Origin of the sequence: uncultured Gimesia sp., assembly GCF_963972345.1 — a bacterium.
In the GTDB taxonomy this organism is placed as follows: Bacteria; Planctomycetota; Planctomycetia; order Planctomycetales; family Planctomycetaceae; genus Gimesia.
The window spans coordinates 1-20928 of the sequence record NZ_CAXAVM010000053.1 but is presented as its reverse complement, the minus strand read 5'-3'; the positions used below and the strand labels follow the sequence as shown (position 1 = coordinate 20928).

Sequence of the window (20928 nt, the reverse complement as noted above, 5' to 3'; positions counted from 1 at the left end):
TGATTTAGCGTAGAGGCCATACTTTGACCGGTTCCAAACTCAATCTCTGAAAGAGTACTCCAATATGCAAAATAAAAAGCTCCCCTCTGAGAATAAGAGCAGCAAGCTGACGCGACGTGACTTCATTGCAACCGCCAGTACTGCTTTTATGGTGCCGACCATCGTTCCCAGTTCTGTCTTTGGTTCGAATGCCCCCAGTAACCGCATCAACATTGCCCAGATTGGTTGTGGGAATCAGAGTCGTGCCGACTTGCCTGGTATGTTGCGGCTCGCTGATGCCCAGGTGGTTGCCGTCTGTGACGTCAACAAAGCCAGTGGCGGCTATGCTCGTAAAGAACATTTCCTGGGACGCGAGCCCGCTCAGAAAAAAGTGAATGAGCACTATGCCAAAAAGGCGCGTTCGGGAAAGTACCAGGGATGTGATGCCTACAGTGACTTTCGCGATGTTCTGGCACGCGAAGACATCGATGCCGTCATGATCACTTTGCCCGATCATTGGCACGCTTTGGCAACTGTAAAATCCTGTGAAGCCGGCAAAGACGTCTATTGCCAGAAACCCATGTCACTCACCGTTCACGATGGTCAGCAGATGATCAAAGCAGTTCGCAAGCACAATCGTATTTTACAGACCGGCTCTCAGTATCGCTCGAATAAAGTAGTGCGCCGTATGTGTGAACTGGTACGCAATGGTCGAATCGGCGAGGTCAAACGTGTGGTTTCTATTATCAATAACAGCGGTGCTGGACCGGGCCCAGGTTGGAAGGAAATGCCTGTACCCGCTGGGTTTGATTATAACATGTGGTTAGGCCCCGCACCGATGGCCCCCTATCATCTTGATCGCTGCTTGTACCGTTTCCGTTTTCATCTCGATTATTCAGGGGGACAGGTAACCAACACCGGTGCTCATTCAACCGATATCATCCAGTGGGCACTGGATATGGATGGCACTGGCCCGGTGGAATTCGAGAACCAACCAGGGGTCGTTTGGCCGCCCAAAGGGCATCTATACACCACCGCGATGAAAACCGACTTCCGCGCACGCTACGCCAACGGCATCGAGTTTATTTGTCGTACACAGGACCCCGGGTTTGGAGCCCGCATCGAGGGCACCGAAGGCTGGGTTCAATTCAGTGTCAACAATATGCGCGAGGTGGAAGCATCCTCGGATGCTATCAAGAATTCGGTGATCACAGCCGAGGAGATTCACCTGCCCGTCAGCGAGAATCATTACCAGAACTTCGTTGACTCCGTCAAGTCGCGGAAAAATCCTATCGAACCCGTTGAGGCCGGACATTCTACCGCCAGTATTTGCCACTTAGGTAACATCGCCATGCAGCTGAAACGAAAACTAAAGTGGGACCCGGACAAAGAACAATTCATCGGTGATGACGAAGCCAATCAGATGCTGCAACGCCCCTATCGCACGCCCTGGCAAATCTGAAACGGGGACTGCACGCTCAACTGAGTTTGTCGATCAGAAATATTTGTGGGTTCGTGTATTTCGTGGTTAGCAAAAAGTCATTGACCTTGCCCCCCCTAACCGCATCCAGAACTTGATATACTAATCAGGATTGAGGAGGACGAGGAGGCAGTGTAAAAACGACCCGTCAATCGGCCAGCAACCAGGTGATCGCATTGTTGTAGAGCCGGATCACATCAGGCTGTTTGACATCCTCGGGTGCGCCCAGGCTTGTGTAAAAGACCCGAGCCCGTTTGGGACCGTAGGTGCGGTACCAGGCTAACGGCTGGGCCGGCGTATCCGTCTCCGCTTTACCAAGCAGCAGCGGGGTAGCATCTTCGGCGAGTGGCAAGACCAGGTACAGCGACTGGTAACCGCGGATGCTGGATGGGTCGATCCCTTTCAAGAACGGCGTTTTCGCGGGAGCATCTGGGTGGCGTGTGACCCGATAAGGCAACCCCTGCGTCTCATAGCCGGTGTTTTGTCCGCCGAGTACAGCCGGTGTGAATTCCGGCCAGACCGCTCCTCCTTCAGGAGGTTTGGCATCCTTACCCCGAGGCAAAAAGGCGTGGTTGGCCGTTCGAATCCCCAGCAGTGGTTTACCCGCATTGAGATGTTTTTTGATCGCTTCGAGCTGTTCGGCTGGCGGTGTTGCCCGTCGTATAAATACAATCAACAGGTCGGCTCGTGGAACCGCTTTGACCAGCCCAGGAATATCTGTTGGCAACGGCTGATTGCCTTCCAGAATCGTAACACTATGGCCAGCCGGCCGAAGCTCCTGCGTCGCGTAGCGATTGAGAAACGTGACCGCTTCGTAATTGTTCGGATCATCCACCGTCAAACAAACGATCTCGGCGCCTGGTGCCTGTTGAGCAGCCATCGTGTTGATCATCATGAGTAAAAGTAGGAAGATCGAAAACGTGCAGAATCGGTCGAGAAGTCGACCGTGGTGACTGATCGAGATGGTTGTATATCGGGTTGGCATTGGACGTCTTTCGTGGTGGAGACAGGCAGTGAATAAGACTACCGTCTAGCTGGGTATTCAATGGTTGGACTACTATTTTAGTTTTAGAAAACAGGTTGCCCCGTTGTTTCCAGATCAGAACGGCCTCAACATTGAGTGCTTGGCCTGAAATCAAAGCGTAGCGCCTGCCGGTCGAAAACCGTAACGCTATCTGTGCTGAATAAGTACCTTCAATTTTGCCAATTGTGCCCAAATAGTCAAATCATTTCTGGAGTTTAAGGCACTCAGCACTGACGTACCTCCTGAGAGGCATTCAGGAGCGTTTTAGAGGCAGAGTGCGAGAAAATTGCCCACGGTTGGAATCAAGGGACGAGAGAAGCGATTCTGGGCGTCTCAGAGGGTGTGATCTTGTACAGAAAACCGCAGAATAACGGACCACGTACTGGACCACTACCATTTAGTAGATAGTGGACCGTTTTTCATTTTCTTAAACCTTTTCTCAAAAATGGTTTAAAGTCGGTTCGACACGATTCGAACGTGAGACCTCTTGCTCCCAAAAGATGGAATCTTTTTGCGACTCATTCACCCACACCCCGCAAATCACCCATCCCTGCCGGCGGAGAGTTGAAATGCCACGCCTACCGGACCTGGAATGGGCCCCATGCGGCAATTGGTCCGATCGTGCCTTTGCCGATCCTTCCCACCGAGAAAAACGAGTTAATGAAGCCGATATATCGTGAGGCTCCAGACAGTTTTGTAGCCTCCTCTGGCTCTATCAAAACCTTCACATGTATCAGAATACGAGTTAGAGGCAACTCACCTCCACTAAATGTAAACAACGGCCAGAAAGCGTAGCACCTGCCGGGGAGTGGCAAATTGGTATAAAAACGTAACGCCCAAATAACCACCTGCTGGTTTTGGAGCAGAAGCTGATAATTATCAGTACGGCAGGTGAAAATTCCTGCCCGTTCCTTTTTTCCAACATCAGCTTGACACATGGGACGGTTTGTCCTACCCTTGCCTGCGACATAACGTCCCAGGTTTATGGAAAGGATGCGATAGCGATGGTCAAGACGCCGCGTGATGTCACGGAAGCGGAACTGAGTGTATTGCAGGTACTCTGGCAGCAGGGGCCAGCAACAATTCGCGCGATAACTGAAATCCTTGAACCCGAGCGAACCGACGCCTATTATTCCACCGTTAAAAAGCTGCTGGAACGGCTCGTTACTAAAGGCTATGTGAGCCGCGAACCAGCTGGCATTGCTTTTATCTACGAAGCGAGTATGGATCGTGACGAACTGGTGGGGCGACGCCTGCAGGAAGTGGCGGAGGCTCTGTGTGAAGGTTCCCTGACGCCTCTGCTGACGCAACTGGCGCAGCACAATGATCTGAACCGGAAACAGCAGAAAGTGCTGATGGATTTGATCGAAGATCTGGCTAAACAACACCAAAAACCATAAGGAGATGGCAATGGATCTGCTCTGGAAACTTCTGATCAGCAATGCGATGATCGCCGGCTGTCTGTTTGTGATGGTACTGCTAGTCCGCCGCTGGATGAAAAACCCGGCGGTGTTGCATCTGCTGCTGTTGCTGGTGTTGATCAAGTTAATCACCCCGGCTGTCTGGTATCCGCGAATCGACCTGCTAACGGCGAAAACGAAGACTGCACCTAATCATCCCGCAATAGCGTCTCCCCAAGGAGCAGAAACAGAATCGACGCCTGAGAGTCAGGCTGCTGCCAAATCGGGGCTGTCGTCCTTTGCTGCTCTGCGAAAGGGCTTGCGAAAGACGACGACAGCTGCAGATCCTACATCAGAGGACATCCCATCCCCTGGTATGACCAAACAACCGTCCCCGATGGTGGAATCATTCACTGAACCAGCCTGGTCGGCACGACTGACTTCGTATTTCGCTGGACTGGAGTGGACATGGTCCTCCCTGTTACTCCTGATCTGGGGAACGGGAACCATGGTATGTTTTTTCGTGGGTGCAGTGCGAATCATCTGTTTTCAGCGACTGCTGAAACAGGCTCAACCCGCGCCTGCAGAACTGCAGCAACGAGCTCGAACACTGGGAACACAGATCGGATTGAAATCGGTACCCCAGGTCGACCTGATCTCAGGCGCGATCTCTCCCCTGCTCTGGGCCGGCTTCAGCCGGGCACGAATTATCCTGCCGGCACAACTCCTGCAGGAACTGAACGACGCTGAAGTCGAAACGCTGCTGCTGCACGAGCTGGCACATTACCGCCGCGGCGATCACTGGGTGCGGTTGCTCGAACTCCTGACAACGGGACTCTACTGGTGGTACCCGGTCGTGTGGTGGGTCCGCCGGGAAATTCGGGTGATTGAAGAAACCTGTTGTGATGCCTGGGTCATCCAGGCAGTTCCCGACAAACGGCGTGCTTATGCAGAAGTCCTCGTCAAAGCGACGGGCTTTGTATCAGAGGCACAACGCATCCCCGCTGCGACCGGTATGGGAACCCAGCGGATGCTGGAACAGCGGCTGACGTCGATCATGTGTGATTCCTTGAAGCACCGGATTTCGCGGCGGGGAAAATTCCTGCTGGTAACAGTGGCCTTGTTATTATTGTCGCTGGCCCCCCTACCCGGCACTTCACAGGCGGAAACAAAGGTCGCAGAGAAACCGAACCAGCTGCCGAGCGTGGAAGAGATTCTGGGCGGTTACCGGAACAACCTCCAGCGTCTGCTCCCGCTGGGGATGACGTACCGGATCATGGCACAGGAGAACATGAACTGCATCACCCGGGACAGACTGATTCTGGAAGCACTCAGAAATATTCAGAAAGCCGACCGAAGTGAGATCAAGATCGATGGAAAGATCATGAGCGAGGACGAGTACCAGATGAGGGTTACCTACTCATACTCTTCACAGGAAATGTTCCTGGATAGTCAATTAACCCCGGAAGTAGTACAGAAGCGGTTGAGTGAAACAGTGGTAGATCAACGTTACTTCTGGACAGATGGTCGATCGTTTCATCAACGACGGCCTTATCAGTTACAACAGAAGAATACCACTTTAGAGCAGGGACCGGTCTGGCCAGCGGAGAACTTAAATCAGCATTATGACGCGATCGAGCTGATCTCGTGGTCCAATCAGAACCAGCCTCCCCTGAGACGGTGGTACGGTAGAAAGAAAAACCACCAAATTCCACAAGGTGAAATCGGAAACGATCTGAAGCAGATCCATAACCTGAAGACGACCGCACCGCTGGGACTCAAACAGTATCACTGGGCAGAAGAGTTGTCTGAATACAGTCTGGATGCCTGCCTGACAAAGCCGCCGCATCGATACCGGGTTGTAGGGCGAGAAAACCGGGATGGAAAAGCGTTGATCCTTGTGGAGTACCTGAACAAGCCGCATGAGCAGAGTCCGGAGAAACGCTGGCGGACACGCGCCTGGGTCGATCCTGCACAAGGTTATCTCCCCTTAAGGATCGAATGGGGGTATGTCGACCAGGAGAACCAGCTTGCCTGGGGTTTGAGCCAGCATGCAGAGGTGCTGCAGGTCAAACAGGTTGATGGTAGTTTTTACCCGACACGCATCCGGTTTCAGGAATACACGACCGGCACTCCGAAAAAACAGGAGCAATCTTCCCAAACGAACGAGATCAAGATCTTCACGAAGAACCTGGAGAACCTGCCAGCCGTCCCCACGGTCCCCGGGCGGAGTACCACCTGGGATGTCCTCGACATCCATCCGCATCAGCAAATCGGCCCTGAGACACTGGCACTGCGGTTTCCAGAGGAGACTGTGTATGACAACAAGATCGACGGTCGGACATACACAACCGGGACAGAGCAGCCGCTGCCTGAAGACCCAGAGCCTCCAGAGATGGTGCATCTTTTCTCGCAGGCCCCTCCCCTGCAGGTGACAGAATGGCTGGACGGAAACACTCATCAACTGAAAGACTTCGAGGGCAAGGTCGTAGTGCTGCTCTTTCTCGAGGATGTATTGAATTACGATTTTTCAGGGATGTCCCCCGAAATGGAAAAGTACGTCGGTGAAATCAAAAAAATGCTGCTCAGGCTGCATCAGAAGTACGCGGACAAAGAGATCATCTTCCTGGAAATCTATCCGCCTGGTACTTCCAAAGTAAAGATCCGTGAGTTTCATCAAAATCGCGGATTTAAAACACTGGCCGCAATTGACCAGCGGCAGGCAGAGGGAGGCGCCACCAACCAGAAATACCATGGCATTCATGTTGCCCCGACCTTTTTTATTGAGCCGCAAGGGACGCGTCGTCTTCAGCCCGGAAATATATGACTCGATAATGGCGGAGGATTATTTTCAATATACCGCTCGTAAACTTTCGATTTCCCTGGACGAGATGGAAAAGCTCCCTGAAGACGAAGCGATTCGGCAAAGCCTGCGGATCATGGAATATATTATCAGTGAGCAGATCGATAAGGTGCTTGTGATTCAATAATCCGCCAACCAGGGTGCTGCTGTTATCAGCGTTTGAGTTTCTGCGGTTTTTTCCGTAGGCACAGCAAAGCAGGATGCTGAACACACCGCAAAAAACACAATAAGTATCATCATATGGTTTAAAGACTGGTGGCGTCACTGATTACTTTTTTAGTTCCTGTCGATAAGGCTTGTTGGATTGAAATGCGTTCAACATCGCCTTGCGGATTTCAATGTAATTTGTAGGGGCCCTTTTCTCCGCATTTCGTAACCACTTGATCGCTTCATTGAATTCACCGTTTTCAGCGTATGCTGCAGCAAGGCTGCTTAGTGAATTCAATTCACCAGGGGCATCCTGAAATGCCTGCTTCGTTTTGTGTTTTACTTTAAACCAAACTGCTTGCCAATATAGGCAATGGCTTGATCAAGTGGTTTGTAAGCCCTACCCCCTTTTGAATCATAATGTTTGTCAGCAATGGTTCTGTGGGTTTGTCCTAAATAAATTGGCTTCAATGGAATGTATTGAATATTTTCTGCAAGAGCAGTGACGCCTGCTTTTTTAACAAACTTCAATTGCAGATCTTTGAAACCATAAGTGGCTCTATTTCTTCCCCAATTCCTTGAAGCATTATCTGCTTTTGTTGTTTTAACAATGCCTGTGGCATCTACCTGAATTGTTTCAGTGACGATCCTTGCATTATTCATCGCCTGAAGTGCAAAAACTTCATCAGTGCAAAGTGCCATTTCTTTTTTCAAAAGTTTAAGAGTCACATCCCAGAGCTTGTAATTTACAACTGGGGGGTTTTGATACTTTTCAGCTTTCTTTCTGATCCTTACAATTCTGCCTTTTACTAAATCAATTTCATCTCGTTTCAAATCATTCAAGTCAGATTGTGTCATTCCACAATTTAACATCAACAAAATCCAACATTGAAACCTTTGAGGAACTTTTGAATCTTTGGCTATGACTCTTTGAATGTCTTTTTTTGTCCAAAGTTTTTCATGTTTCTTTTTCGCCATATCGCTTTTTGCTTTGCTCACTTGGCGGAAGACCAAAATCTTACTAGCAAGTGCATTTGGAATGTGCTCAAGATTACATGCTTCTTCATTGACAATATAAAGGATAAAGGTTTTGAAATATTGGAAGTATAATCTTTTGTTTGCATATTCTGAATTCAGCAAAAAATAGTAATACTTTTTGACTGCCTCAGAATCAATTTTAGTGATTGGCGTTTTATCCCCAAAGAAATTTCTGAATTTTCCAAGTCTTTCAATTGCATCTGTATAAGTGCTGATTTCAATTTGACCAGCTAGAGCTTGACTTGCTTTTGCTTTCAGATAATCATCTGCCCAATAGCCCAATGATTGTGGTATTTTGATACCTGATGTTTGTGCAAATTCTGTTTTTTCTTTCCAATGTTCAGAAAGCTCAAAAGTCAAAGTGCCAAAATGATCTTTGCCAAAAAAACGACATGCAAAGCTATCTGAAAATTCAGGTTTGTTACTCAATACCTTCATGCAAGCTCTGGTAAAACTGAGTTCTTGAGGACTATCATCAGATTTTACAATACCAAAATATTCAATTTCTTTTTTGGAGAAAGATGATGTTGAAGAATCCACTTCTGGAATAAATGTTTCAGGATCAACAAAGGCTTCTTCCAGCCAGTTCACAAACTGGTCAATCTGCGTTGCAATCTTTTGTTCTTTGGTGGTTTGTTCTCGTGTTTGATCAAAATGATTTTGAACTGGTTTGAAGAGGTCTAGGTAATGTTTGATTAAAGCCATATAGGGCTTTTCAAAGTTCAATTCAGCTTTGTGTTTCAACCATTCCAAAAGTGCTGCTTCATATCCATCTTTTGTGATTGGATGTTTGAAATAGTATATTTTGTGATTGTGTCGTTTTTTCCAACAACCCCTTGCTGGATAAGCTTGTAATTCTAGTTTGATGCCTTTTGCTTTTTGTCGATTTGCCCAATTTTTTGATATTGTTTTTGTCATGAGATCAAACCCTACTGATTGAAGTGGACTACTGAGGATTTGTGTATCCTTATTATTGTATCCTTTTGTACCAAGTATCTGGTAGAAAGGATACAATAGGTGCTGTATTATAGTTAGAAAACAGCAATGTATCTGGTCTTCTAATCCGTAGGTCGGTGGTTCGAATCCACCCGGGCGTGCTTTTAACTATCTGGAATGTAATGTTTTACGTTCTTCTTCAAGATCCGGATTTTCTTCATTCTGCGAACTGATCACAGGATTGTACACATAGGCTGACTGATCGGCATTCCAGACTGCTTCTGCAATCTTTTCCCCATTAAGACCTGCATAAAATTTAAGGGTCGTCTCCATACTTTCGTGACGCATCAGGGGCTGGGGCATTACTTTCATCGCCCAACGCTCACCAAACGAGCGACGCAGGTCATGAGCAGACGCAAACCGCGGTTTGCGCTTGCCTGTCTTTTTATCGATGTTGCCTGTATCACCAACAACGATATTGGCATCCTCGCCGATATCGGCAATTTTCTTCGAGACAGCAGCCGCGGTCATGCGTTCCTGGTAACACTTGATCGCCCGGGGATTGAAAACCGGTCCCGTTCTCTGATCTTCGGGGACTTCTTCCAGAAAACTGGCAAATTCCGGAACGACGTCTGAAGGCAGCGAAGTTCCCGACGTATAAGACCCTGGAAACATTCGATTTCCAGGCACAGCCTGCTCTCGACAAACTGCTGGTCAATGAACTGATGCGAGGTGAGTTTATCGAGCAGCGAGAGAATATCCTGCTGGTGGGCAATTCCAGCACTGGCAAAACACATCTGGCAGTGGCTCTGGGAATTGCCGCCTGTGGTCAGGGAAAACAAGTCCGCTTTTATCAGGTCACTGAACTGATTACCTAGTTAATGGAAGCCCGTGAACAGCGCGAGTTAACCCGCCTGAAAAAGCAGATCGCGAAACTCGATCTGCTGATCCTGGATGAACTGGGTTATGTCCCCGCCAGTAAACCTGGCTCTGAACTGCTGTTCGACGTGATCAGCACGGCCTATGAACGTTTCAGCCTGATCGTGACGACCAATCTGCCCTTTGAAAACTGGGCCGAGGTACTTGGCAGCGAACGACTGACGGGAGCCACACTCGACCGGCTCACCCATCGCTGCCATATCCTGGAGACGACCGGAGAAAGTTACCGGTTACAGGATGCCAAACGGCGGCACACAAAAAACTCAAGCAAGCAACCGCTACTGACGAAATAACAAAAGACCACGCATTCGTTCCCAAATCGCCACTTCCGGACGAATCCAACACAGACAGCGCTACGTTTTATACCAATTTGCCACTCCCCGGCAGGCGCTACGTTTTCTGACAGTTGTTTACACCGCCGGTCCGGGTACTTTCGATTCTTGATGCTCCCATAACACTGCGTGGAATCGTCACGTTTAATACGGCAAATGTCCTGGCGGCTTTAGCAGCACTGCATGGTTTAGGAATGGCCGTCGATACGATTCGAAATGGAATCAGTACTTTCCACCCGAGTGCCACTCAGAATCCGGGCAGAATGAACCTCATTGACTTTGTGACGTTCAAGGTCATTCTCGACTACGGGCATAATGTGCCAGCGATTAATGCCCTCGGCGTTGCGTTACCGCAAATCAGCAATGGTCGCAAAATCGTAATTGCGCATGGTACAGGGAATCGAACAGATGACAACATCAGGGAATTTGGCGCTGCATTAGCTTCTGTTTACGATCACATCATTCTGGCGGACATCGATCCCCGAAATCGGGTTTTGGGAGAAACACCTGAACTGGTCAAGTCTGGCGCGCTAAAAACCGGCTTTTCCGAAATGGAGACTGAGTTCATCATCGATCCACTCCAGGCCATCGACTGTGCATTTTCCATAGTGCACCCCGGAGATCTCATCATGGTTCAAGTTGATGAAGTGGCACCGATGCTGTAGCATGTCATGGAGCACTTTAAGAACAATCTTCCTCGATCGGAGGGGAAGCTTTCTGTTCAAAGTGAATCGCTCAAAATTCCCAAGTGAAGATAAGCTGGTATATCCTGAAACGGCTTTAACAGACAGGGACAGATAACTGGTGTGATACTGACGGTCAAGCAGGTCCAGAGAGAGGTTTCATGATTGAATATGCTTTTCCAAAAGATTTGCTGGAAGTAATTAAAACACGCTGGCAGAATGTTTCTGATCCAAAGTTTGAGTTGCCTCAAGATCAGATACTTCGACGTTTACTGGATACCTGCTACCACGCTTCATTTCGCACCAGCGAACAGCGATTAGTTCATTGTGTTGTGGCATATGCTTCTTTAGAAGCAATTCCGAAAGAGGCTTTGCAACTCACAGAACCTGTAGTATTGACCGATACCGAACTGGTCCGACTGTCTCCTGTGACGCAACACCGCCAGACCGTCATTGGTTGTTACCAGCGGGAAGAATGGTTATCCATCTGGGGCTTCTTTGAACATGGCCATGCCTGGGTACAACATTCTGCCGGCGATCCTCCCGCAACTCCCATGCAACCGGAAGACTTTCCTCCCGACTGCCTGATGATCACCATTGAAGGTCCCGGAACCCTGATGGTCTCCCAGGGACGATCTGGCCTGGTCCGTTTGCGGGATGGCCGCGTGATTTTTCCCCAGGAGAATCTGTTCCAGACCGGCACAAATCCATTGGGAATTTTCTTTCGTCAGGTGATCGCAGGGCTCGTCTCCTCAGGTCTCTACCGAAATCTGGTAAAAAGTTCGCTTGAAGAAGAGGAAATACATTCCCTGTTAAATATCTATACAACCTCCCTTCTCGCCATACTGGAGCGTATCAACTTAAGAAGACACGGGGGGAGCATTGTGATCACTCCGCTGCCAGTTCAAAAACAACATGCCCATATTACATATACCGTTTCTGATCATTCGGGACTGTTTGAGAAAATTGTGACGTATAAAATTCTCGATGATGGGTTACGTCAGGCGAATGAAAATCCAGATCCATCAGCCGAGTCAGAAAAGAGACAGGCAGAACTTGACCTCCGCCGGGGAAGTCAGCAGTTAATTCGCGGGATCAGTCAGATCAGTCTGCTGGCGGCCGTCGATGGTGCCGTCCTGCTGGATGAACACCTGCGAATCCAGGGGTTTGGAGTACGGTTTCCCGTTTTACTGCCGCCAGGTTCGCAAGTAGAAGATGCTTCTTCCGGCCGTAAATATCTATGCGATCAATGGGGATTGCGGCATCAGTCTGTCTTTTCATTCTGTCATAAATCGGAAGGGGCGATCGGACTGATCGTGTCGCAGGATGGAGAAGTCAAAGCGGTAAAAGCAGAGCATGGGCAGCTCTATTTCTGGGATGGTATTCTTAATTAGATCCGAGTTCCTCCAACAAGTGACTCATGAAATCCGACAGAATGTCGCTGCAGAAAGTGTGGATGCAATTAACGAAAGAGATACACCCAGTTGCCAGAGAAACCTGCACAGGAAGAAATTACACCTGATTGCTAATTACCTTGAGGCGTCCTATAATTGAGCCAACACCCCTTTCTCCAGGAGATGGAGTTGGGCTTTAGGAGGCTTAATGCATGTTCCCGGTATCTGGCAGAAACTGTACCGACTGATTTCTTTCCAACAGTTTCGCCATCAGGAACCTTCGCTTATCAGGCCCATTGATGAAGCGCCACTTCGCGCAGAACTCTTTAGTATTGATCAGCTCGAACGACACGCAAAGATCATCGCTGCGTCCCATAAACTGGCATCAGGCCAGGCACGAGATGAGCTGTTACCACGGCTCGATGAAAACCAGCGTATCTTAAATGAAACGTACGATCTGGTGGCAGCCGCAGAAGATCTGAATCGCCGGATCGAACCAGCGGCAGAATGGCTGCTGGACAACTTCTATCTGGTAGAAGAGCAGATTCGTGCCATCCGGCGTCTGTTACCACCCTCTTACAGCCGGGAACTGCCACGTCTGGCAAATGGCCCCGCTGTCAGTTATCCGCGCGTTTATGACATCGCACTCGAACTGATCGCTCACGTTGATGGTCGGATTGATGCCCACAGCCTGGACAGCTTCATTGCCTCTTATGAGTCAGTCCAGACGTTGAAACTCGGCGAATTATGGGCATTACCATTAATGTTGCGACTGGCCCTGATCGAAAATCTGCGCCGGGTTGCAGTGAGAATTGCTGCTGCACGGCGCGACCGTGACCTGGCAAACGACTGGGCAGATCGCATGGTAAAGGTGGTCGAGCAGAAACCGACAGACCTGATTCTAGTTCTGGCAGATATGGCTCGTACCAACCCTAATCTCTCAGGTGCATTTCTGGCCGAGCTGACCCGCCATCTCCAAGGCCAGAATCCCAACTTTGCTTTTGCAAACAGCTGGCTCGAACATCGCCTGGCTGACCAGGTATTAACGATCGAACAAGTGGTGCACACGGAAGGCCAGGCCCAGGCCGTCGATCAGGTTTCGATAGGAAACAGTATCAACAGCCTGCGTTTTTTGAATTCCAACGACTGGCGCCTTTTTATTGAAAAGCACAGTCTGGTAGAACGAACACTGACGGGAGACCCTTCACACATCTATGCACAGATGGATTTTGCGACACGAAATCGTTATCGACGAGCTGTTGAAGGCATTGCCCGACGTAGCAAATTCACTGAGTATGATGTCGCCCTCAAAGCGGTTCAACTGGCCGAAAATCATGCGAGTGATAATCCAGAAGACCGTGCCGCTCATGTAGGTTATTATCTGATCGACCATGGACGTCCGGTATTAGAGTGTCTGGTCGAAATGCGGCTGACCCCTGCCGTCATGCTGGACAAGTTACGCCGGCGGGTTCCCCTGATCTGTTACCTGTCCAGCATGACGTTCTTCATACTTGCTGCGACGATACTCTTCTTCGCTGCGGCCCACTATTCCAGTGTGAACTGGCTGGGGCTCGCCCTGCTTGTGATCCCGGTTCTGATTTGTGCCTCGCATTTGGGAATGGGGATTGTCAACTGGTTTTCGATGCAACTGTTTCGACCGCAATCGCTGCCACGGATGGATTATGAACAGGGAATTCCGCCTGAGCACCGCACCCTGGTGGCAGTACCCACAATGCTGACAAGCGCCGCTGGTATTGAACATTTATTGGAGGGAATGGAAGTACGGTATCTCGCCAATCGTGATCCCAGCTTGCATTTTGCCCTGGTCACCGACCTGGTGGATGCCGATGCTGAGGTGTTACCAGCTGATGCGCAGCTCGTGAGTCTGATACGTGACGGCATTCAACTCCTGAATCAGACATATGCGTCTGATCGCTCTAATATATTCTATCTCTTTCACCGTTCTCGCGAATGGAATGCGCAAGAAGGAGTCTGGATGGGGCACGAACGCAAACGCGGTAAACTGGCAGACCTGAATGCGACACTGCGCGGTAAACAAGGCCTGTTTACTGAAATGGTCGGCGAAATCGAAATTCTACAATCAGTGAAGTATGTCATCACACTCGATACTGATACCCAATTACCGCGGGATGCAGCCCGATTGATGGTAGGCACACTGGCACATCGTTTGAATCATCCTGTTTTTGACGCACGTAAATCGCGCGTCGTCGAAGGACACACGATCCTTCAACCGCGTGTCGCGGTCAGCCTGAATAGTGCACAGCAATCACACTTCGTGCAGTTGTATGCAGGCGACCCCGGAATCGATCCTTACACGCGGGTTGTTTCAGATGTATACCAGGATTTATTCGGCGAGGGATCATTTATCGGCAAAGGAATTTATGATGTCGATTCCTTTGAAATGTCCTGCAATAACTTTCCTGAAAATACGATTCTGAGTCATGACCTGATTGAAGGAGCCTATTGTCGCTCCGCCCTGGTCAGTGACGTGACTCTGTACGAAGAATATCCATCGCGTTACCTGGCAGATATCGGACGCCGACATCGCTGGATTCGGGGAGACTGGCAGATCGTTGGCTGGTTGTTTCCCTGGGTCCGAAATCGTGCTGGCAGGTCGGTGCGGAATCCGATCTCTGCCCTTTCCTGGTGGAAGATCTTTGACAACCTGCGTCGCAGTCTGATTTCGCTTGCCATGCTGAGTATACTGCTCCTCTCCTGGTACTTGATGCCTGAACTGGCTGCAGAGTCATTGCTGTTCTTAGCCTGTATTGTATTTCTGCCCACAATTCTGGATACACTGACCAGTTTGCTTCAGAAGCCGGTCGATTTACCTTCGCGCCTGCATGTACGCGAGAAACTGCAGGCAACGGGACGACCGCTGGCGCAGAACTTCCTGTCATTGGTATTTTTACCTTATGAAGCATATATCTGCTGCGACGCGATTATCCGCACACTGGTCCGTGTATTCTGGACAAAGCGACGACTCCTCGAATGGAAAACAGCCAGCGATTCGGAACGGGGAAATGATGGTAACTTGATTGGTACCATTTACCAGATGATGATCGCTCCCGCGTCAGCCATCTTTCTGGCGTTACTACTCTATTACAGTGAACCAGAGATTTTCTTCTGGGCACTGCCCTGGCTTGTGATCTGGTTTGTATCACCAATCATAGCCTGGTGGCTCAGCCGGCCGATTACCAGACGTGGAATACAGTTCTCCGAATTAGAACATCATTTTCTGGAAAAGCTATCAAGAAAAACCTGGCGGTACTTCGAAGAGTATGTCACGGAAGAAGAGAACTGGCTGCCACCAGACAATATTCAGCAGAATCCCAACCTGGAGATAGCGACACGGACGAGCCCCACCAATATTGGTATGGCACTGCTCTCCGATCTGGCGGCTTACGATTTCGGCTACTGCTCTGCCTCTCAGCTCCTCAATCGAACTCGAAAGACCTTTAAGACACTGGACAGGATGGAACGTCATCGAGGACATTTCTTCAACTGGTACGACACGCGCACACTTCAACCATTGCACCCCCGATATGTTTCCCTGGTTGACAGCGGGAATTTAGCTGCAGATCTACTGGTTCTCAGTAGCGGCTTTCGAGAACTGAGCGAAGCGAACCTGATGCCCGAACGCATGTTTGCAGGCCTGCGTGATACGCTGCGGGTTCTGCTGGATGTGATTCTGAATTTTGACGGAAAGTCGATAGACGCTGACTTTCGTCGCAGAATTGAACGACAGATCGAAGTGCTGAATCGCGCTCCTGATTCGCTGCAGGCTGCGAATGTTCTGCTGGCACAAATGACAGTAGAAGCAGCTGAGCTCATTACATTAGCAGACTCGAATCCGGAACTCATGTGGTGGGTACTCGCTTATGAGCGATCCTGTCAGGAACATCGGGCCGACCTGCTGCACCTGGCAGTCTGGCTCACTCTCCCCAAATCTCCCGATGTTTGGGAAGACGTTCACTCCGATCATCAGAGTACGGAATTGAAACAGCTGGCAGTCGCCCTCAAACAGTTAGATAACGCTACAGGGTTGCGAGATGTCGCAAAGCTGCAAACAACCTTGCTGCCGCTGATCCAGGAGGCAAAACAGGTCGCAAATAGTGAAACCTGTGATTGGCTGGTGCAGTTAGGTGCCTCAACAGGTATTGCCGCTGAACGTGCAAGTGCCAGAATCAGGGCGTTTGAGGAACTGGCTTTACAATGTCGCGAATTAGCAGATATGGATTTCGGATTATTGTATGATTCATCCCGAGACTTATTTGCAATTGGCTATAACGTCAGCGAGCGGCGACTTGATCCTGGTTACTATGACCTGCTCGCCTCAGAAGCACGACTGGCCAGTTATATCGTCATTGCGCAGGGGCAATTCGGCCAGGAGCACTGGTTTGCATTGGGACGTCTGCTGACCAGCGCGGGAAGCCTGCCGGCATTGTTAAGCTGGAGTGGCTCCATGTTTGAATATTTGATGCCACTGCTGGTAATGCCCAATTACGAGAATACGCTGCTCGATCGTACTTATCACGCAGCCGTGCGAAGACAAATCGAATACGGACGGCAATATCGAGTTCCCTGGGGGATTTCTGAATCCGGTTACAATACGATAGACCAACACCGGACATATCAGTATCGAGCATTTGGAGTCCCCGGCCTGGGACTGAAACGGGGACTGGCGGAAGACCTGGTCATTGCTCCGTATGCAAGTGTGCTGGCGTTAATGGTCGAACCGCAGGCTGCCTGTGAGAATCTCCAGCACCTGGCTGCAGATGGTCAACTGGGGGCCTGTGGCTTCTATGAAGCAGTCGACTACACACCTTCACGATTACCACCTGGCGCTGAAAGTGTAACGGTGAAACAGTTCATGGCTCACCATGAAGGGATGAGCCTGCTCTCTCTGGCATATGTACTGCTTGATAAACCGATGCAGCGCCGCTTTCTCGCTGACCCCATGCTGCGGGCAGCGGAACTGCTCTTACAGGAACGGGTTCCCAGGGCAATAGCGCCGGTTCTCCCTCATGAAAGCGAAACACGGGCAACTCACCTTGCATCTCCAGAAGAAACGGGAAGCATGCGTGTGATTACTAATCCTGACAGTCCCGTAGTGGAAGCCCACCTGCTCTCTAACGGCAGATATCACGTTGTGGTATCCAGTGCCGGAGGCGGCTACAGCAGATGGCATAATCTGGCAGTCACGCGCTGGCGTGAAGATGCCACTCGAGATAATTATGGCAGCTTCTGTTATCTGCGCGACGTTGACAGCAAAGTCATGTGGTCGAATTCCTGGCAGCCGACCACCAGTCTCACCAAAGGCTATGAAGCGATCTTCACCCAGGCGCGGGCCGAGTTCCGCCGCTCAGATACGGGCATTGAAACGTATACTCAAATCAGTGTCTCACCGGAAGACGACATCGAACTGCGGCGCGTGACACTCACGAATCGATCCGAGTCATCGCGCAGGATTGAAGTGACCAGTTATGCTGAAGTCGTGTTAGCAGTTCAACCCCAGGATGAGGCACATCCCGCCTTCAGCAATCTGTTTGTACAAACGGAACTGGTCCCCCATCACAAGGCGATTTACTGCACCCGGCGTCCCCGCTCTGCCGAAGAACATCCGCCATGGATGACACACATGATGACCGTCAGAGGAGTCACAATTGGAACACCCTCTTATGAGACAGACCGTATGCAGTTCATCGGCCGCCAGCGTACGCTGGCAGCGCCAATTGTTTTCGATAAAATTGCTCCACTTTCCAACTCTGCCGGACCGGTACTCGATCCTGTGGTCAGTATTCGCCAGACGGTACTGTTACTCCCTAACGAAGCGGTTAGTATTGATATCGTCACGGGAGTCTCGGAGACACGGGCTGGCGTCGAAGCGTTGTCTGAAAAATACAGCGATCACAGTCTGGCCGATCGTGTGTTTGATCTTGCCTGGACCCACGGTCATATTCTGTTGCAGCAATTAAGCGCTTCTGAAATGGATGCGCAGATTTATGGCCGACTGGCCAGTTCAATCATTTATGCATCATCTCTCAGGCGTGCCAAAACAAGTATTCTCAATCTCAATCGACAGGGACAATCGGGGTTGTGGGGATACGGAATCTCAGGGGACCTGCCCATCGTGCTGGTTCGAATTCGCGACCATAAACGAATCGGGCTCGTAAAGCAGGCGGTACAGGCACATGCCTACTGGCGTTTGAAAGGACTTGCCGTCGATCTGGTCATCTGGAACGAAGACGATTCAGTGTATCGACAGTCATTGCAGGATGAGATCGCTGACCTGGTTGCCGCAAGCTCGGAAGCTGTACTCATCGACAGACCCGGCGGTATCTTCATACGTCGTGGCGAACAGATATCAGAAGAAGACCGTATCTTATTGCAGACTGTAGCACGAATTGTCTTATTAGATGATGCAGGAACATTACAGGAACAGGCGGAGCGATTCGGGCGAACGGATGTTGCAGTTCCCTATCTGATTCCGAGTCGTGTTCTGAAGACGCAGCCTGTCTCAAATGATCATCCCCACTATGACCTGGCATTTTTTAACGGACTGGGGGGCTTCAGTCAGGATGGCCACGAATACATCACCATTCTGGCTGCAGGTCAGACAACACCTGCGCCCTGGGTCAATGTGATTGCCAATGCGCAGCTTGGTACCGTTGTTTCGGAAGGAGGCAGCGCTTACACCTGGGCGGAAAACAGCCATGAATTCCGACTGACCCCGTGGCATAATGATCCTGTCTCCGATATCAGCGGTGAAGCAATTTATATTCGGGATGAAGAGACCGGTCTGTTCTGGTCTCCCTCTCCACAACCGAAGCGGGGACAAAATACATACATTATCAGACATGGGTTCGGCTATAGTATTTTTGATTACACCGAAGACGGTCTGACAACGGAACTGAGTGTCTACGTGGCGACCGATGCGCCGGTCAAATTCTGTAAACTGAAAATCACAAACCGCTCGGGACGTTCGCGGGAACTGTCCGTCTCCGGTTACTGGGAACTGGTCCTGGGCGATTCGCGCAGCAAATCTGCAATGCACATCGTAACGGAAATCGATCCCGCGAGTGATGCCATCCTGGCACGTAACGTTTATAGTCCCGAGTTTGGGAACCGTGTCGCCTTTTTCAATTGCAGTGAAACCAACCGTTCGATTACGGGTGACCGTACTGAGTTTATTGGACGTAATGGCAAATTTGACAATCCGTCCGCCTTGCGACGTAAGCGACTCTCCGGTCGCGTCGGCGCAGGCTATGATCCCTGCGCGGCGATTCAGGTTCCAGTACAGTTAGCAGACGGACAGGAGCGAATTATCAGTTTCACCAGTGGCGCTGCTGGCGGAGTTGCAGAAGCGAAAGCGCTGGCACAACAGTATCGCACGGTTGAAAGTGCGCATCGCGCGATTGAAGGCGTCTGGGATTACTGGAGTCGAACTCTGGGAGTCATTCATCTGGAAACTCCTGATGCTTCGGTTAATTATCTGGCGAATGGCTGGCTCCTCTATCAGACTCTGGCCTGCCGCATGTGGGCTCGCTCCGGATTTTATCAGTCGGGTGGCGCCTTTGGCTTCCGCGATCAACTGCAGGATGCCATGGCTCTGGTCTATGCACAGCCGCAGATTCTACGAGAGCACCTGCTCCGCGCCGCAGCGCATCAGTTTCGCGAAGGAGATGTACAACACTGGTGGCATCCCCCGGTCGGACGAGGTGTTCGAACTCATTTCTCCGATGATTATCTGTGGCTGCCTCTCGCGATCTGCCGTTATGTCGGAATCACCGGAGACACAGGCATCCTCGACGAAAGTGTGCCTTTCCTGACATCACGCCCGCTGCATGATGATGAAGAATCCAATTACGATTTGCCGCAAATCTCAGATGAAGTTGGCACACTCTTTGAACATGGTATTCGCGCCATCGATAACGGACTGCGGTTTGGTGAGCATGGCCTCCCATTGATGGGCTGTGGCGACTGGAATGATGGCATGAACCTTGTTGGCGCAGAAGGACGCGGGGAGAGCGTCTGGCTCGGTTTCTTTCTGTTTCATGTACTCACTCAGTTTGCCGAGCTGGCATTGAGCCAAGGCGATGAAGCACTCTCTGATCGCTACACACTGGAAGCAGGACGACTCCGCGGGAATATCGAAGAGCATGGCTGGGATGGAGAATGGTATCGCCGCGCCTACTTTGATGATGGCACGCCTCTAGGCTCAGCTGCGAATGAAGAATGCCAGATCGATGCCATCGCACAGAGCTGGTCGATTCTCTCTGGTGCTGGCCCGGAAAATCGAACCAGTGTTGCTATGGAAAGCGTGAATCGCCGCCTGGTGCGAAGCGATGACCGACTGATCCAGTTACTCGATCCCCCCTTCGACAAGTCAGACCTCAACCCGGGTTATATTAAAGGTTACGTACCCGGCGTTCGTGAAAATGGTGGTCAATATACTCACAGTGCAATCTGGACAGTCATGGCAACCGCCGCGATGGGAGACAGCAAACGGGCCTGGGAATTGTTCTCACTCATCAATCCTGTTTTGCATGGCTCTACCCCGGAAGAGATTTCAACCTACCGTGTAGAACCGTATGTCGTGGCCGCTGATGTCTATGGGGTCCAGCCACACACTGGTCGCGGGGGATGGACCTGGTATACCGGTTCAGCCGGCTGGATGTACCGACTGATC

At 50.4% G+C, this 20928-nt stretch carries 10 protein-coding genes and 1 pseudogene; 8 read left to right on the top strand and 3 right to left on the bottom strand.

Annotated elements, in window-relative coordinates; genetic code table 11:
- Window positions 1-64 precede the first annotated feature (64 nt).
- Entirely contained in the window at window positions 65-1441 is a 1377-nt protein-coding gene (locus tag AACZ40_RS11275) for a Gfo/Idh/MocA family oxidoreductase (protein ID WP_291166854.1), read from the top strand.
- Between the two features lie 166 nt (window positions 1442-1607).
- On the opposite strand, the gene AACZ40_RS11270 is transcribed toward AACZ40_RS11275, so the two are convergent.
- Complete coding sequence (locus tag AACZ40_RS11270) at window positions 1608-2444, bottom strand: ThuA domain-containing protein (protein WP_291166856.1); 837 nt, start codon at window positions 2442-2444, stop codon at window positions 1608-1610.
- Window positions 2445-3487: 1043 nt separating this feature from the next.
- On the opposite strand from AACZ40_RS11270, the gene AACZ40_RS11265 reads away from it, so the two are divergent.
- Genes AACZ40_RS11265 through AACZ40_RS11255 form a run of 3 tightly spaced genes read left to right on the top strand, consistent with a single transcriptional unit; the run spans window position 3488 to window position 6873 of the window.
- On the top strand, window positions 3488-3883 hold the full coding sequence (locus tag AACZ40_RS11265; protein ID WP_002646141.1) for a BlaI/MecI/CopY family transcriptional regulator: 396 nt from the start codon (window positions 3488-3490) through the stop codon (window positions 3881-3883).
- 10 nt (window positions 3884-3893) lie between these two features.
- Window positions 3894-6710: a M56 family metallopeptidase gene (locus tag AACZ40_RS11260; RefSeq protein WP_339674459.1), complete on the top strand. Its 2817-nt coding sequence runs from the start codon at window positions 3894-3896 to the stop codon at window positions 6708-6710.
- Window positions 6711-6717: 7 nt separating this feature from the next.
- Window positions 6718-6873, top strand: coding sequence for a hypothetical protein (locus AACZ40_RS11255; protein ID WP_339674458.1), 156 nt, complete (start codon window positions 6718-6720; stop codon window positions 6871-6873).
- A gap of 359 nt (window positions 6874-7232) precedes the next feature.
- Here AACZ40_RS11255 and AACZ40_RS11250 read toward each other — a convergent pair whose 3' ends face one another.
- Together AACZ40_RS11250 and AACZ40_RS11245 are read right to left on the bottom strand one after the other, a co-directional pair.
- Complete coding sequence (locus AACZ40_RS11250) at window positions 7233-8849, bottom strand: hypothetical protein (protein ID WP_339674457.1); 1617 nt, start codon at window positions 8847-8849, stop codon at window positions 7233-7235.
- 186 nt (window positions 8850-9035) lie between these two features.
- The gene (locus AACZ40_RS11245; protein WP_339674456.1) at window positions 9036-9542 is read right to left on the bottom strand and encodes a hypothetical protein; all 507 of its coding nucleotides are present in this window, start codon (window positions 9540-9542) and stop codon (window positions 9036-9038) included.
- Here AACZ40_RS11245 and istB point away from each other — a divergent pair.
- From istB to AACZ40_RS11225, 4 genes and pseudogenes are all read left to right on the top strand, one after another.
- Window positions 9485-10099 (top strand): annotated as a pseudogene (gene istB, locus AACZ40_RS11240) (IS21-like element helper ATPase IstB). The gene AACZ40_RS11245 and the pseudogene istB sit on opposite strands and share 58 nt — an antisense overlap.
- A gap of 113 nt (window positions 10100-10212) precedes the next feature.
- Window positions 10213-10803, top strand: a complete 591-nt coding sequence (locus AACZ40_RS11235) for a cyanophycin synthetase (protein ID WP_291170501.1) — start codon at window positions 10213-10215, stop codon at window positions 10801-10803.
- A 179-nt stretch (window positions 10804-10982) separates the two neighbouring features.
- Window positions 10983-12215 (top strand): putative sensor domain DACNV-containing protein, encoded by a 1233-nt coding sequence (locus AACZ40_RS11230; protein WP_291170503.1) that lies wholly within the window; start codon window positions 10983-10985, stop codon window positions 12213-12215.
- 208 nt (window positions 12216-12423) lie between these two features.
- Window positions 12424-20928: glucoamylase family protein (locus tag AACZ40_RS11225; RefSeq protein ID WP_339674455.1), on the top strand; the 8505-nt coding region annotated here is incomplete at its 3' end.